Origin of the sequence: Gordonia sp. NB41Y (genome assembly GCF_030718915.1) — a bacterium.
In the GTDB taxonomy this organism is placed as follows: domain Bacteria; phylum Actinomycetota; class Actinomycetes; order Mycobacteriales; family Mycobacteriaceae; genus Gordonia; species Gordonia desulfuricans.
In genome coordinates, this window is sequence record NZ_CP132196.1 from 5,643,284 (window position 1) to 5,669,166 (window position 25,883).

Genomic DNA, 25,883 nt, shown 5'->3' on the forward strand with positions numbered 1-25,883 from the left:
ATGTTCGTCCTGCACCGCGCCGAGCGGACCGACACCCTCGCCGACGCCCTCGGCGACATCCTGCTCGTGCCGCTCGACGACCCGCTGGCCACCGAGATCGTCGCGGTCCCCGCCCGTGGGGTGGAGCGCTGGCTGCAGCAGCGGCTCGCGACCCGGCTCGGTGCCGGACCCGGCGGTGACGGCATCGCCGCCAACATCGACTTCTCGTCGCCCGCGGCGGTGACCGATCGTGTCGTCGAGCAGGTGCTCGCCGCCGATCCCGGATATGCCGCCGACCGTGCATCGGCGTGGGGTGCAAACGCATTGGTGTGGTCGGTGCTCGCCGTGCTGGACGAGCTGATCACCCACCCGGCGCTGCGCATGCTGGCCCGCCACATCGGTGTCGGGGGCGCCGATCCCGGCGGGTCCGCGACACCCGCGACCGGCGCGGCCGATGATCTGCGTGCCGGTCGCCGGTACGCCACGGCACGCCACATCGCCGATCTCTTCGAGCGGTATGCCCGGCAGCGGCCGGGAATGCTCACCGGGTGGGCACGCGGCGACGAGGGGGACGGTGCCGGGGGTGCCCTACCCGCCGACATGGCCTGGCAGCCGCTGGTCTGGCGTGAGGTCCGTGCGCGGATCGGGGTACCGCATCCGGTGGAGGCACTCGACGACGTCTGCGCGCGACTGCGCGCCGACGCCGATGTGATCGACCTTCCGCCCCGCTCGGCGGTCTTCGGTCCGACCCGTCTGACCGAGTCGTTCCGGCGGGTGGCCGCGGCGGTGTCCACCCACCGCGACGTGCACCTGTTCATCCCGCATGCCTCGCCGGCGTTGTGGGACGTACTGGCCGGATCCACTCACCCCGCCGACCCCCGCCGGGCTGCGCACACCGGACCCGCGTTGCGGAATCCCTTGCTGGCGGGCCTGTCCCACGACATCCGCGAACTGCAGATCAACCTGCAGCCGATGGTCCACGCCGACCTCCACCACGAGGCGGCGACGAGCACCCCGACCGACACGCCGACGCTTCTGCAGCGCGTACAGCGCGGCATCCGCGACGACACCGCACCCCGTGACCGGTCGGCACCGGCCGCGGCCGACACCTCGGTGGAGATCCATGCCTGCCACGGCCCGGAACGGCAGGTCGAGGTCCTGCGCGACCGGTTGCTGCACCTGTTCGACGCCGACCCCACGCTGGCGCCCCGCGACGTGATCGTCATGTGCCCGGACGTCGAGACCTTCGCCCCGCTCATCCGCGGGTCGTTCGGCCAGTCCGGGCTCGACCACCCAGCCGCCCGGCTGCGGGTACGTCTGGCCGACCGCGGACTCCGTCACGTGAACCCCGTCCTCGACGTCGTCGCCACCGTCGTCGAACTCGCCGTCGGCCGCGTCACCGCGAGCGAGGTGGCCGACCTGCTGTCCCGGCCGCCGGTCCGGTACCGCTTCGCGATGTCCGACGACGATCTCGAGTGGATTCGGGAATGGCTGTCGCGCAGCGGAATCCGTTGGGGGATCGACGACACCCAACGGTCCCGGTTCGAGCTCGCCGGATTCGCGCAGGGTACCTTCGACGCCGGCCTCGACCGCATCGCACTCGGTGCTGTCGCCGAGGAGGACGACGGCGAATGGCTGGGCACCGCCCTGCCGATCGAGGGACTGGAGAGCACCCAGATCGACCTCGCCGGACGTCTGATGGAATTCGTCGACCGGCTCGGCGACCTGCTCACCCGGCTGACCGGAACCCATCCGGCCACCGTCTGGGCCCAGACCCTCATCGGCATCGTCGACGACCTCGTCGACACCGCGACCGGCGACGAATGGCAGGTCGCCCAGACCGTCCGGATGATCACCGAGGAACTCGGCTCCGGCGACCCCACCCGGCCGCTACGGCTCTCCGACGTTCGTGACCTGGTCGCCCTGATGATCGCCGGCCGGCCGACCCGCGCCAACTTCCGCACCGGCGAGCTCACCGTGTGCACCCTGGTCCCGATGCGCTCGGTGCCGCACCGGGTGGTGGTCCTGCTCGGCATCGACGCCGAGTCGTTCCCGCGTGCACTGCGTGTCGACGGTGACGACGTCCTCGGTCGGGTCCCGCTTGTCGGTGAACGCAATCCGCGCGACGAGGACCGCCAGCTGTTCCTCGACGCGATCATGGCGGCCGAGGAGCACCTGCTCGTGTGTTACACCGGAGCCGACCCGGTCAGTGGTACGCCCGTCCCGCCCGCGGTGGTGGTGAGCGAACTCGCCGACACCCTGGCCGCCCTGCGCGCCACCGACGCCGACGAGGTGATCATCCGGCACACCCTGCACGGCTTCGACACACGCAACTTCGTCCCGGGTGCGGTTGCCGGCATCGCCGGACCGTTCGGATTCGACACCGGACTCCTCGACGGTGCCCGTGCCCTGCGCGGGCCACAGACCCCGGCCGTCCGGATCGCCGACGCGGTGATCGCACCCGCGGCATCCCCCGACACCGCCGATCCGGGTGCCGATCCCGACACCGACATCGAGCTCACGTCGCTGATCTCGTTCTTCACCAACCCGATCGAGGGCTTCGTCCGCCAACGACTCGGCGCCCGCATGCCCGACGACGAGACCGCCGACGAGGACGGTCTCGACGTCACCCTCGGTGGACTCGCCGAGTGGGCGATCGGCAACCGGCTGCTGCACCGGACTCTCGCCGGGGCCGACCTGCGGGACTGCCTGATGGCCGAGCTGCGCCGCGGGACGCTGCCGCCCGCCGAGTTCGGCCGCCGTGATCTCGAACGGATCTCCGGGCAGGTCCGCGCGGTCGGATCCACCGCGGCATCCCTGCGTCGGGACGCCGGTGTGACCCGCGACTTCGTCCTCGAACTGCCCGGCGGACGACGCCTGCACGGCAGCGTCGGTGATGTCTTCGGTACCTCCGTCGTCGAGGCGACCTATTCCAAGATCCGGCCCAAACAGCGCCTGGCCCTGTGGATCCGCCTGCTCGCCCTGACCGCCGCGGCGCAGTCGGGTGCGGCTGCCGGGCCGGTCCCGACCGCGGGGATCGTCGTGGGTCGCGCCCCGCAGCGGGCGCCGGGCGTGTCGTCGGTGCACCTGCGGGCACCCGATGACGCCACGACATTGCTCGCCGACCTCGTCGAGATCCGCCGGCTCGGCCTGCTCGAGGTCCTGCCGTTGCCGCTCGACGCCGGCGAGGTCTACGGGAGCAGGCTGGCCGACGGCAGCTCCCCGTCCATCGCGCTGCGGGCGGCGGCCCAGCGGTTCGACAACATGTACGGCGACACCACCGACCCCTACATCCGATACGTCTTCGGCAACGACGTCACCGCCCCGGTCGGCTTCGACGTCGTCACCGTGGCGACGGTCACCGACGAGTCCCCCTGGGCCACAATGGGTCTACAGGTCGGGGAGAAGCTGTTCGGTGCCCTGGCGCAACGTCTCTGGACGCCGATCGTGGAACATGAGGTGACACCCCGATGACCACGTCTCCCGCCCGCACCGACACCACCGGGGCCGCCGAGACGGCCGCCGCCCCCGGGGTACCGCGTCCGTTCGACCTGTCCGCCGACCTCGGTGACGGCACCACCGTGCTCGAGGCGAGCGCCGGAACCGGCAAGACGTACGCGATCGTCGGGATCGCCGCACGTCAGATCGCCGAGGGCATCCCGATCGACAAACTGCTCCTGGTCACCTTCAGCCGGTCGGCCACCGCCGAGCTGCGTGATCGGATGCGTGCCCGGCTCGCCGGTCTCGTCCGCGCGCTCGACACCGATGAGCCGAGCGGCGACGACGTGTTGCTCCGCGTGCTGAGGACCGGTAGCGAGGCGGAGATCGCCACGCGCCGTGACCGACTCACGCGGGCACTCTCGGACTTCGATGCGTCCACCATCGCCACCACCCACACCTTCTGCAACCGCATGCTCGAGGCGCTGGGTTTCCTCGGCGAGCGGGAACTCGTGCACGAGATCGTGGAGGACGTCGACGATCTCGTGGAAGAGGCCGCTCTCGATCTCTATCTACGGGGATTCGCGCGCGACGCCGAGGAGCCGGCGTTCGGCTTCGGCGATGCGATGACCATCGCCAAGGAGTCGGTGCGCAGCCCCGGTGCGATCCTCGCCCCGGCGCCGGGTGCCGGCAACGGTGCCGCCGACACCGTCGCGACCCGGCGGGTCCGGTTCAGCGCCAAGGTTCGTGAGATCGTCGAGCGCCGCAAACGTGTCTCGCGCCTGCGTACCTACGACGACCTGCAGACGATCCTGCACGGTATCGTCACCGACCCGACCATCGGCGCCGAGGCCTGCGCCCGGATCCGCGACGCCTTCGACCTGGTGCTCGTCGACGAGTTCCAGGACACCGATCCCTATCAGTGGGAGATCCTGCGCCGCTGCTTCCACGACGTCGGAACCGGCCCCGGAACCGAGCGCACCGCCCGTCGTGTGCGGCTGGTGCTGGTCGGTGACCCGAAGCAGTCGATCTATGCCTTTCGTGGCGCCGAGGTGCTCAGCTACCTGCAGGCGGTGCGGGTCGCCGACCACCTGCTCGCCCTCGACACCAACTGGCGCTCCGACGAAGAGCTGGTCAAGGCTCTGTTCCGGGTGTACGGCGGTGCCAACCTGGGCCATGCCGACATCACCGTGCACGAGGTCAAGGCGGGCCGGACCGGCAGCCGCCTGACCGGCGCGCCGGCACTGCGGTTGCGGTGGTTCACCCACGACGACTTCCCGGTGCGGTCGGGGAGGGGCGAGTTCGCCTCGATCGGGCCGGTCCGCGACCGGGTGATCGCCGACGTCGCCGCCGACATCGCCGCCCTGCTGGCCTCCGACGCACGCCTGGACTCGGTGGACGGTCCGCGGCCGGTGCACCCCGGCGACATCGCGATCCTGGTGTCGGCCAACAAGACCATCGAACCCCTGCAACGCGCCCTGGCCGGGCACGGCATCGGATCGGTGGTCGGCACCGGCACCAGCGTGTTCAGCACGATGAGCGCCCTGCACTGGCTGTGGCTGCTCCGGGCCGTCGAACAACCCTCACGCGCCGACCGGGTCGCCCTGGCCGCCCTCACCCCGCTGATCGGGTGGACGCCGGCCGAGGTCGCCTCGGCCGGTGACGACCGGCTGACCGCACTGGCCGCCGACCTCGCCGATCTCGCCCGGGTGTTCACCGACGGCGGCTTCGCCGCGATGGCCGGGCAGGTGCTCGCCCGCGGCGGGGTCGCCGCCCGGGTCCTGGCCACCGACGACGGCGAACGCACCCTGACCGATCTGATGCAGGTGTCGACGGTCTGCAATCGCCATGTGGTGGAACAGGATTGCGGCCTCACCTCACTGCAGGAGTGGCTTGCCGACCGGATCGCCGACGTCTCCCGGTGGCGCCGCTCGGAGGAACAGACCCGGCGCCTCGACCGCGACACCCACGTCGTGCAGATCATGACCGTGCACGCCAGCAAGGGGCTGCAGTTCCCGATCGTCTATGTCCCGTTCGGCTGGGACGGGTCACGCTATCGGCAGCCGCCCACCTTCCACTACCACGACGACGAGGGCCGCCGGCATCTCGACGTCGGCGGTCAGGGATCGACCGGTCGGGGCGAACGGCTGTCGCGCAGTATCTCCGAGGACGCGGGCGAGGACCTCCGCAAGTTCTACGTGGCACTCACCCGCGCCGCCTCACAGGTGGTGATGTGGTGGGCGCCGTCGTACGGCACCGCCGAGTCGTCGCTGCACCGGCTGCTGTTCGCCCGCCAGACGGTCGGATTCCTGCCGATGGGTACCGACCTGCCCGAGAAGGTGCCGGTACCCGCGCCCGACGAGTGCGCCACCCGGCTACAGCAGTTCGCCGCGGGGACCGACACGATCAGCGTCGAATCGGCCGGTGGTCTCACCCCGCCTCGTCGGTCGGCCGCCGAGACCGGCTCGGACGAGATCGAACTGGCCGCCGCATCGTTCACCGGCACCATCGACCGCGGGTGGCGGCGCACGTCGTACTCGGCGATCGTCGCCGACGCCGGGCACGGTCACGCCGAACCGTCGGCAGGCAGTGAATCCGAGTCCGGGACGGTCACCGACGAGCCGGTCGACCACGGCGGTGAGCCGGTCGACCACGGCGGTGAGCCGGTCGACGCGGTCGCGGGCATGGACGGCCGACGCCCGTCACCCATGAACGGGATGCCGTTCGGTGCGGCCTTCGGCACCCTGGTGCACGAGGTGCTCGAATACGTCGACACCGCACAACCCGATCGCACCGCACACATCCGCGAGCTGTGTGTCGAATCGGCCGCCCGCTACGCCTCTCCGGTGGACATCGACGCGCTCACCGCGGCCCTCGACGGTGTGCTGACCACCCCGCTGGGCTTCGGTGACCTGTGGGGGATCGGACCGCGGGACCGCCTGGCCGAGTTGGATTTCGAGCTACCCCTCGGCGACGGGCACGGCAACGGTGCCACCCTCGCGGCGATCGCCGGACATCTCGATCGACTCCTGCCCGCCGACGACCCGCTGGCCGGCTACGCCGACGTCCTGCGCACCGTCCCCGATCAGCAACTGCGCGGATTCCTCACCGGCAGTATCGATTCGGTGCTGCGCACCCCGGACGGGAGGTTCGTGGTGGTCGACTACAAGACCAACCGGCTGCACCCCGGGGAACTCGCCGTCGACGACTTCTCCACCGCCGCCATGGCCGCCGAGATGATCCGATCGCACTATCCGTTGCAGGCGTTGCTGTATTCGGTTGCGCTGCACCGGTACCTGCGCTGGCGCCTACCCGGCTACCATCCGGCCACCCATCTCGGGCCGGTGCAGTATCACTTCGTCCGCGGCATGGCCGGACCCGACACCCCACCGGGATGTGGGGTGTTCGAGTGGCATGTACCGGCCGAGCTGGTCACCACGCTGTCGGATCTGCTGGCCGGGGGAGACCGATGAGCACCACACATGACGCACCTGCCGGTTCCGGCACCTCCGCGGCCGGCGACGCGCCTGCGGTGACCGACGACCGCAACGGCATGCAGGTGCACTCGGCCGCCGGTCTGCTGCGCGAGGCCAATCGCGTCGGGGTCCTCGACGCCGCCGACATCCACATCACCGGCCGGCTGGTCCGGATGTCGGGCGACCGGGTCGGCGAGATCGAACAGCTCGCCACCGCGCTCGCGGTCCGCGCGGTGCGGCAGGGCTCCACCTGTCTGGCCCTCGCCGACATCGCCGTACCCGCCGACGAGAACGGTGAACCGGTGCTGGCACTGCCGGGTACCGAGGCGATGCTCACCGCGCTGCGGGCCGGTCCGCTGATCGTCGGCGCCAGCGGCGGACCGTTGCGGCCACTGGTGGTGATGGACTCCGACGACGGCCCACTTCTCTACCTGCGCAAGTATTTCCAGCAGGAGCAGGTGATCCGCACCATCCTCGCCGAGCGCAGCGCACGCCGCCCCGACGTCGACGCCGACGCCGTGCGCGCCGCGGTGGACGCCGCCTTCGCCGCCAGCCCGGATGCCTCACCGCGCCAACGCCTCGCCGCCGCGGTGGCCGCATCCCGATGGACCTCGGTGCTGACCGGCGGGCCCGGGACCGGCAAGACCTACACCGTCGCCCGCATCCTGTCGGTCCTCGAGCAGATCGCCGGGGGACCGGCGCATGTGGCGGTGTGTGCGCCCACCGGGCGTGCCGTCGCCCAGCTGCAGGCGTCCCTGGACGGCATGCGGCGGGCCGCCGCATCCCCCGACACCGACATCCCCGACACCCACACCCCGACGGTGCATGCGGTCACCGTGCATGGGCTGCTCGGCTGGCGACCGGGGTCGGCCCCGCGCTATCGGAGCGGGAATCTGCTGCCGCACGACGTCGTGGTGGTCGACGAGACGTCGATGCTGTCGATCACCGCGATGAGTCACCTGCTGGAGGCGATCCGCCCGGATGCCCGCCTGATCTTCGTCGGCGACCCGCATCAGCTGGCGTCGGTGGAGGCCGGTGCGGTGCTCGCCGACCTCGTCGAGCGCGCGGCGAGCGGTTCGATGCCGGGCACCGACCTCGCCGATCTGGCGACCGCGGAGCTGTCCGGACCGGAGCTGCCGCGACTCGGTGACGGGATCGTCGCGCTGACCCGCAACTACCGCAACCGGGGCGGTATCGCCGACATCGCGAGCGCGGTGAACAGCGGTGACGCCGACGCCGTACTGGAACTACTGGCATTACCGGAGGTCGACGACGTCGAACTGGTCGAACCCGGTGATCCGGCGATCGCCCGCGACGTAGTGGCCTGGGGACGCGCGCTGTGGGAGGCGGGCCGCACCGGATCGGCGGTCGACGCCCTCGACGCCCTCGACGGGCACCGCGTGCTGTGTGCCCACCGCGAGGGCAGCTGGGGTGTGCAGGGCTGGTCCCGTCAGATCATGGAGTGGCTCTCGGAGGTCCCGGGCCATCCGCCGGTGTCGCCGGACATGATCCGCTGGGAGCCGGGGACCCCGATCCTGGTGACCGCCAACGACCGCCAGAACAAGGTCTTCAACGGCGACTGCGGTGTGGTGATCCGACGCCTCGACGACGACGGTGAGCCGAGCCTGTCGGTGGCGTTCCGACGCAGCGAGTTCAGTGATCCGGTCCAGGTGTCACCGGCCCGGCTGGCCGAGACGATGTGGGCCTACGCGATGACCATCCATCGCAGTCAGGGCAGCCAGTTCGGGGCGGTGACGGTGGTGCTGCCGCCGGCCGACTCACCCTTGCTGACCCGAGAACTCCTCTACACCGCGATCACCCGCGCCAAGTCGCGGGTGCGCATCGTCGGGACGCCGGAGAGCCTGCAGGCGGCGGTGGAACGTCGTGTCCATCGCGCCAGCGGACTGCGCTCGGAACTGCACCCCTATCCCGATGCCCCGTACGAGCGCTGACGGGGTCCGGTCCACACCGGACCCGGCCTACAGGTCGCTGCCGCCGGGCACGAGGTCGCGGCGGATGTAGCACTCGGTGCCCAGCAGCCGGCTCAGGCGGGGTTCGGGTAGCTTCATCAGAGACGAGATCATGTAGCTGCGTTCCACTTCGCTGCGGTGCGACAGGATCGCCTTGGTCTTCTGCGGAATCCACTCCGAGACATCGAGACTCAGATCCACCAGCGCCGTCGGCGTACCCGGCAGCGCATAGCGGGAGATGTTGGGGAAGAAGTCGTCGGCGACGTCCTCGATCATCCACTCCGGAATGGTCGACAGATACAGCGACCGCACCCGCCAGGACGGACCGGTACTGCGGTGCAACATCGGGATCGCCGCGGCGTCGGCGGCCGCACATGCCAGCCGGTTGGTGTGCACGTGGTCGCGGTGGCCGTAGATGCCGGCCGGGTCGTAGGTGACGATGATCTCCGGCTTGAACCGCCGGATGTGCGTGACCAGTTCGCGGACCTGCTTGTCGAATCGGCCGTCGCAGAATCGCGGGCTGTTCGGCGCCGAGAGCGGTACCCCCTCGTCGGCATATCCCAGCATGATCGGCTCGCGGGTCACCCCGAGCTCGCCGAGGGCCTGACACAGTTCCCCGTGTCGTGAGGTTCCCGGCACCCAGGTCGTGGTCACCACCGTCACGTCGCCACCGAGCGCCACATGCCGGGCGATGGTCCCGCCGGTCCACAGTGACTCGTCGTCGGGATGGGCATGCACACACATCAAGCGCGGGACTGTCATCGGCCCGACGTCCTCCTGTTTCCCGGTGTCCGGTGCCCGGTGGTCGGTCGTACTCGGGAGCGGCACCCTGTTCCAGCCTACTGGGTGCGCCTGGATAGAATTCTGGCCGTCAGAATCTGTGCCGCCGGCCCGCGGCCCGCGGTCGTGCGGACCGGGCGGCGCAGGTCGAGTCGTAGCCGATCAGTGATCATTGTGGAGGTCGCCGATGAGTACCGAATCCGAAGTCAGGGAATTTCAGGCCGAGACCCGGCAGCTGCTGGATCTGATGGTCCATTCGATCTACTCCAACAAGGACAGCTTCCTGCGCGAGCTGATCTCGAATGCCTCCGACGCGCTCGACAAACTGCGGTTGGAGTCGTTGCTGGACAAGGATCTCGACGTCGACACGTCGGATCTGCACATCACCCTCGACACCGAGACCGACGGCGACGCCCGCACACTCGTCGTGCGCGACAACGGAATCGGCATGTCGCGTGAGGACGTCGTCGACCTGATCGGCACCGTGGCCAAGTCGGGCACCGCCGAGCTGCGCAAGAAGCTCGCCGAGGCCAAGGACTCCTCGACCACCGAGGAGCTCATCGGGCAGTTCGGTATCGGTTTCTACTCGACGTTCATGGTCGCCGACACCGTCACCCTGATCACCCGCAAGGCCGGCGAGCAGACCGGTACCCGCTGGAGCTCCACCGGCGACGGCACCTACACCATCGCCGACGTCGACGACGCCCCGCAGGGCACCTCGGTGATCCTGACCCTCAAGCCGGTCGACACCGAGAACCATCTGCACGACTACACCGACCCGGCGACGCTGCGCTCGCTGGTGAAGAAGTACTCGGACTTCATCGGCTGGCCGATCCGGATGGACGTGGAGAAGACCACCACCACCCCGGCGGAGGAGGAGGGCGGTGAGCCGACCACCGTCACCACCGTCGAGACCGAGACCGTCAACTCGATGAAGGCGCTGTGGGCCCGGTCCCGCGACGAGGTCTCCGACGAGGAGTACGAGGAGTTCTACCGCCACGTCGGGCACGCCTGGGACAAGCCGCTGGAGACCATCACCCTCAAGGCCGAGGGCACCTTCGAGTACCAGGCGCTGCTGTTCATCCCCACCCAGGCGCCGTTCGACCTGTTCATGCGGGAGCACAACTCCGGTATCCACCTCTACGTCAAGCGCGTGTTCATCATGGACGACTGCGAGGAACTCATGCCCGAGTACCTGCGCTTCGTCAAGGGTGTGGTCGACGCCGCCGACCTCTCGCTCAACGTCTCCCGTGAGATCCTGCAGCAGGACCGGCAGATCCGTGCGATCCGCCGCCGCCTCACCAAGAAGGTCATCTCCACCATCACCGAGATGCGCGGCTCGCGGGCCGAGGACTACCAGACCTTCTGGTCGACCTTCGGGCGGGTGTTCAAGGAAGGCCTGGTCAACGACTTCGACAACCGCGACGCGGTGCTCAAGGCGTCGTCGTTCTCGTCGACCCAGAGCGAGACCGATCTGGTCACCCTCGCCGACTATGTCGGCCGGATGCCCGAGAAGCAGGACTCGATCTACTACATGACCGGCGAGTCGCGGCAGCAGATCGAGAACTCGCCGCATCTCGAGGCGTTCCGCGCCAAGGGGATCGAGGTCCTGATCCTGTCCGACCCGGTCGACGAGATGTGGGTGACCTCGGGTCTGGAGTTCGAGGGCAAGGCGTTCCGGTCGATCGCCAAGGGATCGGTCGACCTGGACGAGCTCGACGATGCCGAGATCGCCGACGACGCCGAGGACCAGGCCCAGGCCGAGGAGTTCGAGGGTCTGCTGGGGTGGCTCGGTGAGGCACTCGGCGACGACATCACCGAAGCGCGGCTGTCCAAGCGGCTCACCGAGTCCGCGGCCTGCCTCGTCGGCGACGACTTCTCGATGTCGCCGCAGCTGGAGAAGCTGTACCGGGCCTCGGGTCAGGAACTGCCCAAGTCCAAGCGCACCCTGGAACTCAACCCGAACCACCCGCTGGTCGCCGGGCTGAACAAGGCGTTCGCGGCCGCCGACGACCACACGCCGCTGGTGCCGACGGCCAAGCTGGTGCACGGCATGGCGCTGATCGCCGAGGGCGGCGAACTCGACGACCCGGCCGGGTTCGCCCGGCTGCTCGCCGACGAGCTGACCTCGTCGCTGGGTGGGACCGCCGCCGCGGAGTGACCGTTCCCGAGCGGCGGCGCCCGTCCCCATCCGTCAACCGGGTGGTGGCGGGTGCCGCCGTCTTCGTCACCCTCGTGCTGGTCGCGGTGATCGGGACCATCGTGTTCTGGCCCTCGGGATCCGACGATTCCCGTGACACCCCGCAGAACACGGTCCGAACCTTCCTGCATGCACTCGCCGACGCCGACGGCACCCGGGCCCGACAGCTGATCGTCACACCGCCCTCGACGGCGTTCCTGTCCGACACCGCGATCGCCGTCCAGCGTCGGGCCGCACCGATCACCGCGATCGAGGTGGTCACACCCGGCCCCGACACCACCGGCCCCGACACCACCGGAGCCGGTGGCGCCGAGTCGGGCGGGCCGATCGCGGTGACCGCTCGATTCCGCTCGGGTACCGAGCCGGTCGAGGTGACCTACCGCCTGTCCGGGGCTCCCGGGCGCTGGGTGATCGACGGTGCGGTCATCCCGGTCACCATCCCGCCGGACACCCAACGCGCACTCGCCGGTCTGTCCCTGCTCGGTCACGCCACCACCGGAATCCGCACCGCCCACATCTTCGGCGGCCCGCTGGTGTGGGGGAGCGGCACCCGCTATCTCGCGATCGCCGACTCCGGTGGTCAGGCGAGAGGCGGTGTCGGGTCCGTATCGCCCACCCCGGATCTGGCGGTGAGCCTGACCGACGCCGGCACGCACGCCGTCGACGACGCGTTGACCGCCTATTTCACCGAGTGCGCCCGGTCGCGGCAAGCCGACGCCTCCACCGATCGGCCCGGCTGCACTCAACGTCTGTTCCGTTCGGCCACAACCGATTCCGTGCAATGGACTCCTCCCGACGATCTCGCCGAGCTGCTGATCGAGATCGACAAGCCCACGCCGCTGCGGGTGCCGGTGTTCGGCAGCGTCACCTGGACTGCCGAGTATGCGGCCACCTACGGCGGTGACCATTCGGCGACCGTCGACCAGATCGTGGACGGCACGGTCGATCTCGCGGCGCTGCCGGTTCCGCATTTCACCGCCTCGATGGACTAGATTCACAGTCAGGCTTTTTCGTGGTGGCCAATCGTGGGGAGTACCATGCTCGATCGAACACCGTCTGATGAGATACCACCTGGCCGGCGCCCGATCGGGGAGATCTCACCCGGGGGTCCAAGTCGTGAGCCGGCGGTATCCCGCGGTCCGGTGGGGCCGGCATCGTGGCTCGGCGAGATGATGCGGATCGAGCCCGCGGCGATCCCGATCGGCCACTCGATCCGATCCGGCATCGCCGTCGGCGGACCGTTCGTCATCGGGTCGTTGACCGGCCATGTGCTCATCGGTATGTGGATCGGACTGGCCACGTTGTTGCTCGCCGCCGGTGAACGCGAGGGCACGTACCGGCTGAACTTCCGGATCATTGCGATCTCCACGCCGATAGCGGCGTGCGGTTACCTCCTCGGGTTCGTGCAGAACATCCCGCTGGCCGCGTTGATCCCGGTGATGGCGGCCGTCGCCCTGCTTGCGGGACTGATCGCCGGATTCGGGCCGGAGTTCTCCGTCGCGGGGATGCAGTTCTTGTTGGTTGCGTCCATCGCGATCGGTGTCGACGGCATCGACTGGTGGACCCCGATCTGGCTGTACTTGGTCGGCGGCGCGCTGTATGCCGCGCTGCTCGCGATCGAGATGCTCGTCGAACCGCGTCGGCCGCAACGGATCGTGTTGGTCGCGCTGCTGCAGTCGCTGGCCGATCTGGCCACCGCGCGGATTGCTGACCTCGCCGACCCCGAGGATCGGAATGGGAGCGATCGGACGGGGCGGGCCCGGATCGCCGCGACAACCGCCCACCGCAACGCCGCCGGCCGGGTCTCCGAGGTCCGCGTCCACCGGATGGGATCGGCAGGCGACTGGTCGCTCGACGCCGATGTCGTGGGTGCCGCCGATCGCGTGCAGGCGCTGGTGCTGGCCTCGACCGACACCTCGGAGCTGGCGGCCGTCGGCGGGCATCTCACCGATTTGGCCGGATCGGTTGGCCGACGGCAGAAGGAGCCGACACCACCACCTACGGTGGTGCAGACCTCGACGTCCCCACTCTGCCGACGAGTCCGTGCCCTCGATCATGCGCTGGGTGGTACGCATCGCTCGGTTCTGGCGCCCCGTCGCGGGTTCACCTTCCATGCCATCGGCTCCGAGGTCGTTTTCGCGGCCGTGCGGTTGTCCCTCTGCTTTGGGATCGCGGTGGGCGCCAAGGCGTATTTTCCGTTCAGCCACTGGTTCTGGGTCCCGCTCACCGTCTGTCTGGTGATGAAGCCGGATTTCGGATCGGTGTTCGACAGGGCCATCCTGCGGGTCGTCGGAACGGTGATCGGCGTCGCGATCGCCACGGGGGTGATCCTGCTGGTGCCGAAGGGGTGGGAAATCGGCGTCGCGATCGGGCTGCTGTCGGCGTGCGTGCCATGGTTCATGATGCGGTCGTATGCGCTCCAGGCGGTCGCGATCGCGCCGGTGGTCATCTTGCTCGTCGACGTGATCAGCCCCGGCGACGTTTCTGCGAACTACGGCTGGCAACGCATCGGCGCCACTGTCGTCGGCGGGTTCGTGGTAATCGTCTTCGGCTACCTGATCTGGCCGCATTCACGCCGTGCCTGGGTCGCCGAGACCTTCGCCACCGCGATGTCGGGTGTCGCAGCGCATCTGCGGATCGCCGCCACCCCGATTCCCGACGAGGCGAGCGCCGCGCGACGACGTCACGACGAACTCGTGGCCGCGCGTCGTGACGCGTACCGGGCGCTGTCGGATCTGCAGACCCGGATGCAGCGGGCATCGGCCGAGCCGCCACCGGCCGGAACCACTGCGATGGCGTGGATTCCGGTGGCCACGGCCACCGGCCGGCTTGCCGATGCGGTAACCGTGTACGCCGGGCAACGACTGGCGGGGACTTACCCGCCCGATGTCGACCGTGCTGCCGTGCTCGCCGAACGGATCGTCGGACTGGGTTCCGGTGACGGACTCGACGTGACCTGTGATCGGGATTCGGATGCCGCGGGTTCGGTGGATCGGGGTTCGGAACTGAACGAGATCGACGACGAACTGTCTCGGTTACGAGGCCTGCTCGAACGGACCTGACGACTCGATCCCGGAGTCGGGACCCAACGGGACCAGCGCGAGATCGTTGGCCCGGAACAACGGATGGATCGGTACGCGGTGCCTGGCCGCGCCGTCGGTGATCACCTGCGCCCATCCACGGTCACGCGCGGTGATGCCGTCGGAACCGGGTCGGGTGTACAGGCATGCGACGCTGACCCGTGTGAACTGCTCGGTCGCCCGCGCGAATTCCGCCATCAGACCGTCGATCAGGTGGACGTTGGGTGTGGTCGGCAGCGGTATCTGGTTGATCGTCTGCATGAACTCGCGGTCGTCGAGGACGAACACGAACCAGAGCAGCGACTCGGAGAAGCCGAGCGGGCCCATCAGCGCGCGCCATCGCTGCCGGAGTTCGTCGGCTCCGTCGAAGGGCAGGCGGGCGGTGTCGATGTGCGGGATGGGTTCGGCCGGCGGGATGTGGTGGGCGGGGACGTGATGTGGTGTCATGCACCGATCGTGCGGCCGTACCACCGCGACCGGCGATCGTTGCTCCACACCTGTGGAGGGCGCCGTTGACAGGTCACGGCGACCCGGGGAGTATCGACGGTCGGGCCTGTGCCACATCTGAGGCATGACGGACCGGCATGACAGACTGGTCGGTATGGGTCTGCTCACCCCCGTTGCGATCCGGGTCGGTTCGATCGCGTGGCTGCCGAAGTACCTTCCGCGGATCGTCCAGTGTGACAACGCGATCCGCAAGATCACCCGGGAGCGTTACGGATTGCTCGACATCGCGGGGCTGCCCAATACGACGGTGGTGGTGGCCGGCCGCAAGAGCGGTGTGGTGCGGCGGACGCGACTGCTCGCGGTACCGCGTGACGACGGCTCCTGGCTGGTCGCGGGCTCGTATTTCGGTGGGCCGAACACCCCGCAGTGGGTGTTCAACCTCCGTGCCACAGACACCGCCGCGATCATCGACCAAGGGGTGACCCGCACGGTGCGGGTGCGGGAACTACACGACGACGACCGTGCGGCGGCCTGGCAGACCCTCCGGTCGGTGTGGCCGAACTTCGATCTCTACGAACGCCGCACCGAGCGGACGATCCCGGTCTTCGAACTGACGCCGGTGCCCTGACAATCCGACAGAGCCGAAGCCTAAGTGCCAAAGAGCCGAGGGCCGTGCGGCCCTCGGCTCCCGGGCGTCAGGATCCGCTGAACTTGGGCTTGCGCTTCTCGAACACGGCGGCCACGGCCTCGCCGATGTCGTTGCTGGGCAGGAAGGCGGAGTTCCACGCGGCAACGTAGCGCAGGCTGTCGGCCTGCGCCGGGGCGCGGCTGTGGTCGAGCACCGTCTTGATGCCCTGCACCACCAGCGGCGGGTTGTCGGCGATCTCGCGTGCGGTGGCGCGGGCGGCCTCGAGGAGTTCCTCGGGGGTGGCGTACACGTCGTTGACCAGGCCGATCTTCTCCGCGCGGGCGGCGTCGATGTCCTTGCCGGTGAGGGCGAGCTCGCGCAGGTGGCCGTCGCCGATCAGTCCGGGCAGTCGGGCGAGGCTGCCCACGTCGGCAACCATCGCCACGCGCACCTCACGCACGCTGAACTGGGCGTCGGCGCTCGCGTAGCGGATGTCGGCGGCGGTGATCAGGTCCACGCCGCCGCCGATGCACCAGCCGCTGATCGCCGCGATCACCGGCTTGCGACAGTCGGCGACAGCGGTGATGGCCGCCTGCATGCTGCGCACCATGTCATGGAATTCGGTGCGCGGCTTGGCCTTCGCGTTGTCGGCGAGGACTGGTGCGAGATCGCCGGCCATCGACACGAGGTCCAGGCCGAAGGAGAAGTGCTTGCCGGCGCCGCGCAGGATCACCGCGCGCACGGCATCGTCGGTGTCGAGGCCCTTGAACAATTCGGGCAGTTCCCGCCAGAAGTCGGGACCCATGGCGTTGCCCTTGCCGGGGCCGATCAGCGACACCTCGGCGATGCCGTCGTCGACCGTGACGTCGAATGCGTTCCACTGTTCGCTCATACGAGGGAGGTTACTCGCTGGTAGGAAGAACTGGACGCGAGACCGGGTATGGCCGGGGTCGGCCTGTTACAACTGATGGGATGCGGTACCGATTCCGGCCCACCCGACGAGCGGAGCACTGAAACCATGAGCGGTTACTTCACCGAGGACATCGGGGCCCAGGAGCTGCAGGAACGCACTGCCGTCGCCACCGACATCGCAGAGGCGGTACGCACCCTGATCGCCGACACGGTGCTCACCGAGGTCGACGCATCGGCGGCGGCCACCGCGATCGAACACATCGAAGCCGCGGCGGAGATCCTGCGCTCGCGCCAACTGCCGGACGACTCCTTCGGCGTGCGTTTCAACACCGACGGCACCAAGCGCACGTGGGGCAATGCCGTCATCGGTACTCGCAACCCGATCGCACCACCGCTGGATGTCGTCTTCGACGACGACGGCCTCGCCTGGGCGGAGTTCGAGATGGGCCCGGCGTACGAGGGTCCCGCCGGTCTGGTGCATGGCGGCATCCTGGCCGCGATCCTCGACCAGATCCTGGGATCGGCCGCCGAGCATGCCGGTGCACCCGGGATGACCGGCACCCTCACCATCCGGTACCGGCAGGGCACCAAACTCGGCAAGGTGCGCGCCGAGGCGCGCCTCGATCGCGTCGAGGGGGTCAAGTCGATCGCCGTCGGTCGGATCAGCACCGCCGACGGCACCACCGCCGAGGCCGAGGGGATCTTCATCCTGCCGCGTTGGGCCCGCGAGAGCGGCGCGGCCGACAAGATCCGCAAGGCCCTGTCCGACGGCTGACCATTCGCGGGGTACGCGATCGATCCTTACTCAATCTTCAACCGGCCGTTGGTGGTTGAGTCGATGAGGAGCGAAGCGACGTGTCGAGTCAGTGTCCAGTCTCAATCGCCAACCGGCTGTTGGTGGTTGAGCCGATGAGGAGCGGAGCGACGAGGCGTGTCGAAACCTCCGCCGGCCGAGTTCGGTACGTGACCACGTCGGATTGTGGTGTACGCATCGCGTCAGTGTCTGGTCTCAAATGTCCACGGCTAGTTGGTGGTTGAGCCGATGAGGAGCGGAGCGACGAGGCGTGTCGAAACCTCCGCCGGCCGAGTTCGGTACGTGACCACCTCGGAGGTGGTCACCACCCGACGTAGGCTGCGGAGATTTCGACTCGGGTCCTCGCGATGCTCGGTCCCGGCTCAATCATCGATCGGGCATTGAGGGGTGGGGCCGATTTGCGTCAGTGTTCAGGCTCAATCACCAACTGGCTGTTGGTGGTTGAGTCGATGAGGAGCGGAGCGACGAGGCGTGTCGAGACCTCCGCCGGCCGAGTTCGGTACGTGACCATCTCGGAGGTGGTCACCACCCGACGTAGGCTGTGGAGATTTCGACTCGGGTCCTCGCGATGCTCGGTCCCGGCTCAATCATCAAGCGGGTGTTGAGGGGTGGAGCGTCGAGACGCGGCAGTGTCTGGTCTCAATCATTGATCGGGTGTTGAGGGGTGGGGCCGATTTGCGTCAGTGTTCAGGCTCAATCATCAACCGGCCGTTGGTGGTTGAGCCGATGAGGAGCGGAGCGACGAGGCGTGTCGAAACCTCCGCCGGCCGGGTTCGGTACGTGACCACGTCGGAGGTGTCGCCACCCGACGTAGGCTGTGGAGATTTCGACTCGGGTCCTCGCGATGCTCGGTCCCGGCTCAATCATCAATCGGGCGTTGAGGGGTGGAGCCGAGTTGCGTTAAGTCTATTCTCAATCGCCAACCGGCCGTTGGTGGTTGAGCCGATGAGGAGCGGAGCGACGAGGCGTGTCGAAACCTCCGCCGGCCGGGCTCGGTACGTGACCACGTCGGAGGTGGTCACCGCCCGACGTTGGCTGCGGAGATTTCGACTCGGGTCCTCGCGATGCTCGGTCCCGGCTCAATCATCTAACGGGCGTAGAGGAGTGGAGCGACGAAGGCTTCGCTCATCGATCAGGTCTCGCGGGAGCCTGCATCTCGCGCGCCCTTCACCGCATATCGGGCACAGAGGAATGCGGCGTTGCGACCGTACTCGATCAGCTCGAGGTCGAACGGCCGGGTGAACAGTGGACGTCCGCTACCGAGAGTGACCGGCGCGATCGACACCTCGATCTCGTCGAGCATCCCTGCGTCGGCGAACTGGGCGGCGAGATCCCCACCGCCGACCACCCAGACGTCCTTGCCGTCGGCGGCTGCCACCAGTTCGTCCCGGAACTCGCTCGGGGAGCCGGCCACCACCCGGATGGAGTCGGCGACCGGGGTGATCTCGCGATGGGTGAACACGAACGACGGTTCGGTGTATGGCCAGGGCCGGGCCTCCGACAGCTCGTTGTCGAGTAGCCACTGGTATGTCGTGGCACCCATGACGACCGTCCCCACCTGCTTGCCGAAGTCGTTCATGTTGCCGAACCCGTCCTCGTCGTGCGGTTGACTCAGCAACCAGCCGAGGTCGTCGTGCTCGTCGGCGAGGAACCCGTCGAGGGTGGTGGCGGTGTAGTAGCGGAAGCGGGTCATCAGAATCCTCCGGATCGATTGCGGTGCCAGATGATGGGATCGGGATCGAGCGCTGGGGCCAGGACGTCCACCCCGGCCTCGCGCAGCAACATGCGCAGGAGGAGCCGACGATGTGCGGCGAAGGTGAGCACATGGGTGACGATCTGCGACAACAGGAATGACTCGGGTGGTTCGCACAGTGCGTCGATCACCCGATCCGACCAGGCCTGCCGCCGCTCGATGTCGCGGACGAGTGCGAGCCAGCGGCCGGCCACCGTCGGATGCATCAGCGTCAGCGCGTCGAGATCGTCGCTCCCGAGGTCGGGGTGGTCGCCACCCTCGATGGACGCCAGCCACGGAAGTTTGTCGGTGACCAGATGGTGCAGGACCTGTGCGATCGATTCGTCAGGTTCCTGCCATGCCGTGATCTGATTGCGCGGCAGTCGGACTCGTCGGTACTCGGTCTCCGGCACCGCTGCGGCCGCCTCGAGGAGGGCCGTCACGTCGTCGAGGTCATGGCGCACCATCATCGTCACCACGTCCCCGGCGGTCTCCTCCACGGTCTCCCCGGCATCGACATACAACACGGTCGGGGAGTGGAAGTGGATTCCGTTCGGTGCCGGAAGCCAGTGTCCGCGTTCGGAGGCCGCGGCCATGGTGCTCGGCGGATGGCCGAAGGCCCGGGTGAACGCCCGGCTGAATCCCTCCACCGAGTCGTACCCGGAGTCGAAGGCGACGTCGGTGACGCTGCGGCCGCGCAGCAGATACCAGGCGGCCCGTTCGAGTGTGACGCGACGCCGCAGCGCGACCGGTGCCTCGCCGGTGCTCCGGGAGACCTGCCGGCTGAAGTGGAATGACGAGGCGTGGGCATCGGCGGCCATCCCGGCCAGTTCCGTGCCGTCCTCGCCGAGGACGGCGTCGAGCAGTTCCCGGAGTCGGTCGGCGCCTTTCTCGGTCATCGCGGACTCGCGGTCGTCATGACAGCAGGTCTGGTCGTCATGACAGTCAGTATCGGCGCAGGGGCGATCCTGGCGCTTGACCGTTCTTGCCCTCGATGGGCCCGGCGCGCTCAGCTCACCGTGAGTGCGGGTCCTGGGATCAGCGGTAGGTCGATGGTGGTGCGGATTCCGGGGGGACCGTCGACGACGGCCGGGATCGCATTCACGATGCGTCCCGCCGCGGCGACGATCGCGGCATGGTTGTGGTCGCCTTTGCGACTGGTCGGGCAGATGTCGACCCGATACGAGGGTTCGCCGACGATCTCCACCCGGTAGCACCCGCCCGGTTGCGCGGGCTGTGCCCAGTCGGGTCGCAGATCTTCGCGCAATCGGGTCACGTGCTCGACGACGATCGCCGGTCGGCCGTCGACGATCCCGGTGATCTCGAACCGTACCGCCGCACGGGTGCCGGCCGCGATGGTGCCGGTGGCAATCGTCAGAGCCTCTGGGGCTGCGGCACTTTCATGACTTTCGGTGATCTCGTCGACGGTCACGCCGAGCGCGCCGGCCAGCTGGTGGATGGTGGTGCCCCAGGCGAGTGCGAGGATGCCGGGTAGGAACAGCATCGGGGTCTCGTCGATGGGCTTGCCGAAGCCCATCACGTCGACCATCACCTCGGCGCCGTCGTAGGTGGCGTAGTCGGCGATCTCCATGCAGCGGATCTGCTCGATGCGCTGGCATGTGCCGGTGAATGCCAGCGGGATGAGGTCGTTGGCGAAGCCGGGATCGACCCCGGTGATGAAGATGGCGGCATCGTTGTCGGCGGCGGTGCGCTGCAGCCGGTCGATGGCCTTCTCCGGCACCGCACCCCACGGGTACTGCAACGGCACCGGCGCCGATCCGACCACATCGATCCCGGCGGCCAGGATGCGGCTGACGTCGCTGAACGCCTCGATCGGCCGCGTGTCACCCATGGCGCAGTACACGATGCACTCGGGCTCGACGGCGATCAGCGCATCGAGGTCGTTGCCGGCCGCGACACCGGTCGACGGCTCGAGTCCGGCCAGCGTGCCGGCGTTCACGCCGACCTTGTCCGGGTTGTGCACCACGACCCCGACGAGTTCGAAGCGTGGGTCCTCGATCAGTTGGGTGAGGGCGAGTCTGCCCGCATTTCCGGTCCCGACCAGCCCTACACGGATCGCCATCGTCGGCCTGCCTCCTGTTGCGTGAACACCTGTCCGGACTTCTGTCCAAACAGTAGACCACATTCTTTCTAGAACGTGTTCTCATTCGGCTGTTTGCGCTGTAAGGTCCCTGCCATGGGACGTGTTGACGACAAGGTTGCAGTGATCACCGGGGGTGCCCGCGGCATGGGCGCAGAGCATGCGCGAGCCCTGGTCGCCGAGGGTGCGAAGGTGGTGATCGGGGACATCCTCGACGACCCGGGCAAGGCCCTGGCCGACGAGTTGGGGGAATCGGCGCGCTATCTCCACCTCGACGTGACCTCGCCCGAGGACTGGCAGACCGCGGTGGCGACGGCGACCGGGGAGTTCGGCAAGCTCAACGTGCTCGTGAACAATGCCGGCATCGTCAACGGCTCGACGATCCAGAAGTTCCGCCTGGACAAGTGGAAGCAGATCATCGACGTCAACCTGACCGGAACCTTCCTCGGCATCCAGGCCGTCGCCGATCCGATGATCGCGGCCGGCGGCGGATCGATCATCAACGTGTCGTCGGTCGAGGGTCTACGGGGCAGTCCGTGGGCGCACGGCTACGTCGCGTCCAAGTGGGGTGTCCGGGGACTGGCCAAGTCGGCCGCGCTCGAGCTGGCGCCACACAATGTGCGCGTCAACTCGATCCACCCGGGACTCATCCGCACGCCGATGACCGAAGGGTTGCCCGAGGACATGGTGAAGGTGCCGCTCGGGCGTGCCGCCGAATCCGCGGAGGTCTCGACCTTCGTCGTCTTCCTCGCCAGTGACGAGTCGTCGTATGCCACCGGTTCGGAATTCGTGATGGACGGCGGCCTCTCCGCGGACGTCCCACACAAATAGCGGACATCCCGGACACATCCGGTGCGAGCGGGGGATGTGTTCGGTGAATCGCCGACCCGGTGACCGGGGCGTCCCCTAGCCTCGATCCATGCGGGCGATGATCGTCAAGGAGTTCCGCGAACTCCTCCGGGACCGACGCACCCTGGCGATGCTGGTGGTGATGCCGCTGCTGTTGCTGATCATCTTCGGTTACGCCGCCAACTTCTACGTGTCGTCGGTCGACACCGCGGTGGCGGGTCCGCAGGCGCAGCAGGTCGCCGCGGCACTGCCCCCGTATTTCGACGTCACCCGTACCGATCCGGGACAAGGTGATTCCGCGGTTCGGGACATGTTGCAGGACAACACCGTCGACGTCGGGATCGTGACCGGGGTGAATCCGCCGGTGGTCTATGTCGACGGATCCAATCTCTTCGCCGCGGAATCGACCGTCGGGGTGCTCAACCGGCTCGGCGACACGGTGCACACCGAGGTCTTGTTCAATCCCGGCCTCAAGACCGCCTGGGTGATGGTGCCGGCCATCATCGGACTGATCCTGCTGTTCATCGGCACGATCATCACCAGCATCGGTCTGGTCCGCGAACGGGAGGCCGGAACCCTCGAACAACTCGCGGTGATGCCGATCCGCCCCACCCAGGTCATCCTCGGCAAGATCGCCCCGTACTTCCTGCTCGCCGCGATCGACATGGGCATCATCACGGTGCTCGGGATGGTGCTGTTCGACGTTCCGTTCAACGGTGACCCCGCGGTGTTCGTCCTCGGGGCCGCACTGTTCTTGTTCGTGGTACTCGGTGTGGGGGTGTTCATCTCGACCATCTCGCAGACCACCGGGCAGGCCATCCAGACCGCATTCTTCTTCCTGATCCCGCAGATCCTGTTGTCGGGGATGATCTTTCCGCTCGATGCGATGGCCGCCGGGGTCCGCTGGATCGGCTATCTGCTGCCGCTGACGTACTTCACGATGATCTCGCAGGGCGTGATGCTGCGGGGTGCACCCGTCCAGTCGCTGTGGCTGCCGCTGGTGGTGCTCGCCGGGATGGCGGTGGTGGTGTTCGTCGGTGCGACCCTCCGGTTCCGCCGCGACCTCGCCCCCGGATCGGGCCGGACATGAGCGCGTCGGCCCACGGCATCGGGGTGTGCTTCGGTGCTCGACGCGCCCTCGGTGGCGCCGGGACCGGCGGGGTCGACGTCGATGTGCCCGACGGTGCGGTCGTTGCGGTGGTGGGCGGCGACGGGGCGGGCAAGACCACGTTGCTGCGCGTGTTCGCCGGTGAGATCGTTCCCGACGACGGACACACCGACCTCCCGCCGAAGGCCCAGATCGGCTATCTGTGCGCCGGACCGGGCAGTTGGGGGGCGCTCACGGTCACCCAGAACCTCGACTTCGTCGGCGGCTGCTACGGACTCCACGGCGAGTCACTGACCGGCCGCCGCGACGAGCTGATCGACCGCAGCGGGTTGCGGGGTGCCGCCGACCGGCGCGCGTCGGCGCTCTCGGGTGGGATGCGCCGCAAACTCGGCGCCGCCATGGCGATGATCCACCGTCCGGCGCTGCTGATCCTCGACGAACCGAGCACCGGTGTCGACCCGGTCAGCCGGATCGAACTGTGGCGCATGATCTCCGACGCCGCCGCCGACGGTGCGGCGGTGATCATGTCGACCACCTACCTCGACGAGGCCGAGCGGGCGTCGCGACTCGTCGTCCTCGACGACGGGCAGATCCTCACCGACGGCTCCTTCGACGACGTGCGCGCCGGTTTCGCCGGCGCGGTCACCGCCGGCCCGCATCCGGTGCGCCCCGAATGGTCGTGGCGTCGCGGCCGGACCCGGCACGAGTACTGGCCCGACGGTCTCGCCCCGGGTACCCCGCAGGCCACCGTCGCCCCGGATCTGGAGGACATCGTCGTCGCCCTGTCGTTGCGGCGTCGGGTGGCGGTCGGCACCTCGGGCGGTCACCAGGGCGGTGCACGGTGAGCACGCCGGTCGTCACCGCCTCGGCACTGACCCGCCGCTTCGGGTCGTTCACCGCCGTCGACGACGTCACCTTCACGGTCTCGCCGGGGGAGGTGGTCGGACTGCTCGGTGCCAACGGCGCGGGCAAGACGACGGTGATCCGGATGCTGCTCGGACTCCTCGCACCGAGTGCCGGCTCGGTGGGGCTGTTCGGCGGTCCGCCCGCGCGCCGTGCACGCGCACGCCTGGGGTACGTCCCACAGAACCTCGGGCTCTACCGGGATCTCACCGTCGCCGAGAACCTCGCGTTCACCGCCGACATCTACGGTGTGGAGGTGCCCGCCCTGACATCCGATCTCGCCGACCACGCCGACACGCTGGTCGGTGACCTCGCCCTGGGCGCACAACGTCAGGCCGCCTTCACCGTCGCACTGGCGCATCATCCGGAGGTGCTGGTGCTCGACGAGCCGACCTCCGGGGTGGACGCGCTGTCGCGCTCACGCCTGTGGGACACCATCGGCGAGCAGGCGGAGGCGGGGGTCGCGGTGCTGGTCACCACCCACTACATGGAGGAAGCGCAGGAGTGTGACCGGCTGCTGCTGATGTCGTCGGGGCGGCTGGTGGCGCAGGGCACCGAGGCCGATGTGATCGGCGGACTGCAGGCCACGCGCGTGCGGTCCGACGACTGGTCGGCGACGTTCACCGTGCTCGCCGACGCCGGACTGCCGGTGATCCTGTCCGGCACCACGATCCGTGTCGCGGCCACGCCGCCCGATCAGGTGGCCGCGGTGTTGTCGGCGCACGCCGTCACCGCCGACGTCGACGAGGTACCGGGCACCATCGAGGAGCGGATGCTGGTCCTCGCCCGCGATCAGGCGGTGCCGTAGATCCGGTCGCCCGCATCGCCGAGGCCGGGCAGGATGTAGCCGTTCGCGTCGAGTTCGCGGTCGACCGCGGCGGTGAACACCGGTACATCGGGATGGGCGCCCTGCAACATGGCCAACCCCTCGGGGCATGCCAGCAGGCAGACGAACCGGATGGACCGGGGCCGGTACTCCTTGATCCGGTCCACCGCGGCGACCGCCGAATGTCCGGTCGCCAGCAGCGGATCGACCACCACCACGTCACGCTCGTCGAGATCCTTGGGCATCTTGAAGTAGTACTCCACCGCCACATGGGTTTTCGGGTCACGGTAGAGGCCGATGTGCCCGATGCGGGCACCCGGTACCACCGTCAGCATGCCGTCGGCGATGGAGGTGCCGCCCCGCAGGACCGAGGCGAACACGAGTTTCTTGCCGTCGATCACCATGCCGGTGGTGACCTCCATCGGGGTCTCCACCTTGATCTCCTGCATCGGGATGTCGGCGAGTACGTCGTAGGCCATCAGCGTGGAGATCTCGTTGAGCAGACGCCGGAAGTCGTTGGTGGAGGTCTCTTTCTGGCGCATCAGGGTCAGTTTGTGCTGTACCAGCGGATGATCGATGACGTATACGTCGCTCATGATGGCGTTCTCCTCGGGTCCGGCAGACGTTTGCGGGGATGAGA

At 68.6% G+C, this 25,883-nt stretch carries 19 protein-coding genes; 12 read left to right on the forward strand and 7 right to left on the reverse strand.

The window, feature by feature from the left end; genetic code table 11:
• Genes recC through recD form a run of 3 tightly spaced genes read left to right on the forward strand, consistent with a single transcriptional unit; the run spans nt 1 to nt 8,845 of the window.
• Nucleotides 1-3,453, forward strand: coding sequence for an exodeoxyribonuclease V subunit gamma (recC, locus tag Q9K23_RS24765; RefSeq protein WP_305950321.1), 3,453 nt, complete (start codon nt 1-3; stop codon nt 3,451-3,453).
• On the forward strand, nt 3,450-6,890 hold the full coding sequence (locus tag Q9K23_RS24770) for a UvrD-helicase domain-containing protein (protein WP_305950322.1): 3,441 nt from the start codon (nt 3,450-3,452) through the stop codon (nt 6,888-6,890). The genes recC and Q9K23_RS24770 overlap by 4 nt, the downstream gene beginning before the upstream one ends.
• On the forward strand, nt 6,887-8,845 hold the full coding sequence (gene recD, locus Q9K23_RS24775) for an exodeoxyribonuclease V subunit alpha (protein ID WP_082365644.1): 1,959 nt from the start codon (nt 6,887-6,889) through the stop codon (nt 8,843-8,845). Before Q9K23_RS24770 ends, recD begins: the two co-directional genes overlap by 4 nt.
• 27 nt (nt 8,846-8,872) lie before the next feature.
• Here the strand turns inward: recD and Q9K23_RS24780 are convergent, their stop codons facing one another.
• Complete coding sequence (locus tag Q9K23_RS24780; RefSeq protein ID WP_053776030.1) at nt 8,873-9,625, reverse strand: PIG-L family deacetylase; 753 nt, start codon at nt 9,623-9,625, stop codon at nt 8,873-8,875.
• A 205-nt stretch (nt 9,626-9,830) separates the two neighbouring features.
• Here Q9K23_RS24780 and htpG point away from each other — a divergent pair, with 205 nt between their 5' ends.
• The 3 genes from htpG to Q9K23_RS24795 all read left to right on the forward strand — a co-directional run bounded on the left by htpG (nt 9,831) and on the right by Q9K23_RS24795 (nt 14,905).
• The gene (gene htpG / locus Q9K23_RS24785) at nt 9,831-11,804 is read left to right on the forward strand and encodes a molecular chaperone HtpG (protein ID WP_187343495.1); all 1,974 of its coding nucleotides are present in this window, start codon (nt 9,831-9,833) and stop codon (nt 11,802-11,804) included.
• Entirely contained in the window at nt 11,801-12,835 is a 1,035-nt protein-coding gene (locus Q9K23_RS24790) for a hypothetical protein (protein ID WP_305950323.1), read from the forward strand. Before htpG ends, Q9K23_RS24790 begins: the two co-directional genes overlap by 4 nt.
• A 177-nt stretch (nt 12,836-13,012) precedes the next feature.
• Nucleotides 13,013-14,905: an FUSC family protein gene (locus tag Q9K23_RS24795; RefSeq protein WP_305950324.1), complete on the forward strand. Its 1,893-nt coding sequence runs from the start codon at nt 13,013-13,015 to the stop codon at nt 14,903-14,905.
• Here Q9K23_RS24795 and Q9K23_RS24800 read toward each other — a convergent pair.
• Nucleotides 14,879-15,370 carry a hypothetical protein gene (locus Q9K23_RS24800; RefSeq protein WP_053776029.1) on the reverse strand — a complete coding sequence of 164 codons (492 nt, stop codon included), beginning with the start codon at nt 15,368-15,370 and terminating at the stop codon, nt 14,879-14,881. The genes Q9K23_RS24795 and Q9K23_RS24800 overlap by 27 nt on opposite strands.
• 154 nt (nt 15,371-15,524) lie before the next feature.
• Here Q9K23_RS24800 and Q9K23_RS24805 point away from each other — a divergent pair, with 154 nt between their 5' ends.
• The gene (locus tag Q9K23_RS24805; RefSeq protein WP_020792999.1) at nt 15,525-15,998 is read left to right on the forward strand and encodes a nitroreductase family deazaflavin-dependent oxidoreductase; all 474 of its coding nucleotides are present in this window, start codon (nt 15,525-15,527) and stop codon (nt 15,996-15,998) included.
• A 67-nt stretch (nt 15,999-16,065) separates the two neighbouring features.
• Here the strand turns inward: Q9K23_RS24805 and Q9K23_RS24810 are convergent, their stop codons facing one another.
• A complete protein-coding gene (locus tag Q9K23_RS24810) occupies nt 16,066-16,890 on the reverse strand; it encodes a crotonase/enoyl-CoA hydratase family protein (RefSeq protein ID WP_053776002.1) in 825 nt (274 codons plus the stop codon).
• Between the two features lie 126 nt (nt 16,891-17,016).
• On the opposite strand from Q9K23_RS24810, the gene Q9K23_RS24815 reads away from it, so the two are divergent.
• Entirely contained in the window at nt 17,017-17,685 is a 669-nt protein-coding gene (locus tag Q9K23_RS24815) for a PaaI family thioesterase (RefSeq protein ID WP_053776001.1), read from the forward strand.
• Between the two features lie 1,171 nt (nt 17,686-18,856).
• On the opposite strand, the gene Q9K23_RS24820 is transcribed toward Q9K23_RS24815, so the two are convergent.
• The 3 genes from Q9K23_RS24820 to Q9K23_RS24830 form a co-directional block, all read right to left on the reverse strand.
• Nucleotides 18,857-19,417 carry a dihydrofolate reductase family protein gene (locus Q9K23_RS24820; RefSeq protein WP_020791704.1) on the reverse strand — a complete coding sequence of 187 codons (561 nt, stop codon included), beginning with the start codon at nt 19,415-19,417 and terminating at the stop codon, nt 18,857-18,859.
• Nucleotides 19,417-20,355, reverse strand: a complete 939-nt coding sequence (locus Q9K23_RS24825) for a helix-turn-helix domain-containing protein (protein WP_020791695.1) — start codon at nt 20,353-20,355, stop codon at nt 19,417-19,419. The genes Q9K23_RS24820 and Q9K23_RS24825 overlap by 1 nt, the downstream gene beginning before the upstream one ends.
• Nucleotides 20,356-20,465: 110 nt before the next feature.
• Nucleotides 20,466-21,539, reverse strand: a complete 1,074-nt coding sequence (locus Q9K23_RS24830) for a diacylglycerol kinase (protein ID WP_305950325.1) — start codon at nt 21,537-21,539, stop codon at nt 20,466-20,468.
• 114 nt (nt 21,540-21,653) lie between these two features.
• Between Q9K23_RS24830 and Q9K23_RS24835 the strand changes: the two genes are divergently transcribed.
• From Q9K23_RS24835 to Q9K23_RS24850, 4 genes are all read left to right on the forward strand, one after another.
• Entirely contained in the window at nt 21,654-22,388 is a 735-nt protein-coding gene (locus Q9K23_RS24835) for a glucose 1-dehydrogenase (RefSeq protein ID WP_053775999.1), read from the forward strand.
• An 88-nt stretch (nt 22,389-22,476) separates the two neighbouring features.
• Entirely contained in the window at nt 22,477-23,496 is a 1,020-nt protein-coding gene (locus Q9K23_RS24840; protein ID WP_020791698.1) for an ABC transporter permease, read from the forward strand.
• On the forward strand, nt 23,493-24,359 hold the full coding sequence (locus Q9K23_RS24845) for an ABC transporter ATP-binding protein (RefSeq protein ID WP_053775998.1): 867 nt from the start codon (nt 23,493-23,495) through the stop codon (nt 24,357-24,359). Before Q9K23_RS24840 ends, Q9K23_RS24845 begins: the two co-directional genes overlap by 4 nt.
• Entirely contained in the window at nt 24,356-25,225 is an 870-nt protein-coding gene (locus Q9K23_RS24850) for an ABC transporter ATP-binding protein (protein WP_053775997.1), read from the forward strand. Before Q9K23_RS24845 ends, Q9K23_RS24850 begins: the two co-directional genes overlap by 4 nt.
• On the opposite strand, the gene upp is transcribed toward Q9K23_RS24850, so the two are convergent.
• Entirely contained in the window at nt 25,210-25,839 is a 630-nt protein-coding gene (gene upp, locus Q9K23_RS24855; protein WP_020793410.1) for a uracil phosphoribosyltransferase, read from the reverse strand. The two genes, Q9K23_RS24850 and upp, sit on opposite strands and share 16 nt — an antisense overlap.
• Nucleotides 25,840-25,883 lie beyond the last annotated feature (44 nt).

Excerpts from the sequence above, each read along its gene's own strand:
- Q9K23_RS24830 (WP_305950325.1), bottom strand. The coding sequence starts at position 21,539 with ATGGCGATCCGTGTAGGGCTGGTCGGGACCGGAAATGCGGGCAGACTC.
- Q9K23_RS24840 (WP_020791698.1), top strand. The coding sequence starts at position 22,477 with ATGCGGGCGATGATCGTCAAGGAGTTCCGCGAACTCCTCCGGGACCGA.
- Q9K23_RS24820 (WP_020791704.1), bottom strand. The coding sequence starts at position 19,417 with ATGACCCGCTTCCGCTACTACACCGCCACCACCCTCGACGGGTTCCTC.
- Q9K23_RS24825 (WP_020791695.1), bottom strand. The coding sequence starts at position 20,355 with ATGACCGAGAAAGGCGCCGACCGACTCCGGGAACTGCTCGACGCCGTC.
- Q9K23_RS24795 (WP_305950324.1), top strand. The coding sequence starts at position 13,013 with ATGATGCGGATCGAGCCCGCGGCGATCCCGATCGGCCACTCGATCCGA.
- Q9K23_RS24835 (WP_053775999.1), top strand. The coding sequence starts at position 21,654 with ATGGGACGTGTTGACGACAAGGTTGCAGTGATCACCGGGGGTGCCCGC.
- Q9K23_RS24810 (WP_053776002.1), bottom strand. The coding sequence starts at position 16,890 with ATGAGCGAACAGTGGAACGCATTCGACGTCACGGTCGACGACGGCATC.
- recC (WP_305950321.1), top strand. The coding sequence starts at position 1 with ATGTTCGTCCTGCACCGCGCCGAGCGGACCGACACCCTCGCCGACGCC.
- Q9K23_RS24780 (WP_053776030.1), bottom strand. The coding sequence starts at position 9,625 with ATGACAGTCCCGCGCTTGATGTGTGTGCATGCCCATCCCGACGACGAG.
- Q9K23_RS24805 (WP_020792999.1), top strand. The coding sequence starts at position 15,525 with ATGGGTCTGCTCACCCCCGTTGCGATCCGGGTCGGTTCGATCGCGTGG.
- Q9K23_RS24845 (WP_053775998.1), top strand. The coding sequence starts at position 23,493 with ATGAGCGCGTCGGCCCACGGCATCGGGGTGTGCTTCGGTGCTCGACGC.
- upp (WP_020793410.1), bottom strand. The coding sequence starts at position 25,839 with ATGAGCGACGTATACGTCATCGATCATCCGCTGGTACAGCACAAACTG.
- Q9K23_RS24800 (WP_053776029.1), bottom strand. The coding sequence starts at position 15,370 with ATGACACCACATCACGTCCCCGCCCACCACATCCCGCCGGCCGAACCC.
- Q9K23_RS24815 (WP_053776001.1), top strand. The coding sequence starts at position 17,017 with ATGAGCGGTTACTTCACCGAGGACATCGGGGCCCAGGAGCTGCAGGAA.
- recD (WP_082365644.1), top strand. The coding sequence starts at position 6,887 with ATGAGCACCACACATGACGCACCTGCCGGTTCCGGCACCTCCGCGGCC.
- htpG (WP_187343495.1), top strand. The coding sequence starts at position 9,831 with ATGAGTACCGAATCCGAAGTCAGGGAATTTCAGGCCGAGACCCGGCAG.
- Q9K23_RS24770 (WP_305950322.1), top strand. The coding sequence starts at position 3,450 with ATGACCACGTCTCCCGCCCGCACCGACACCACCGGGGCCGCCGAGACG.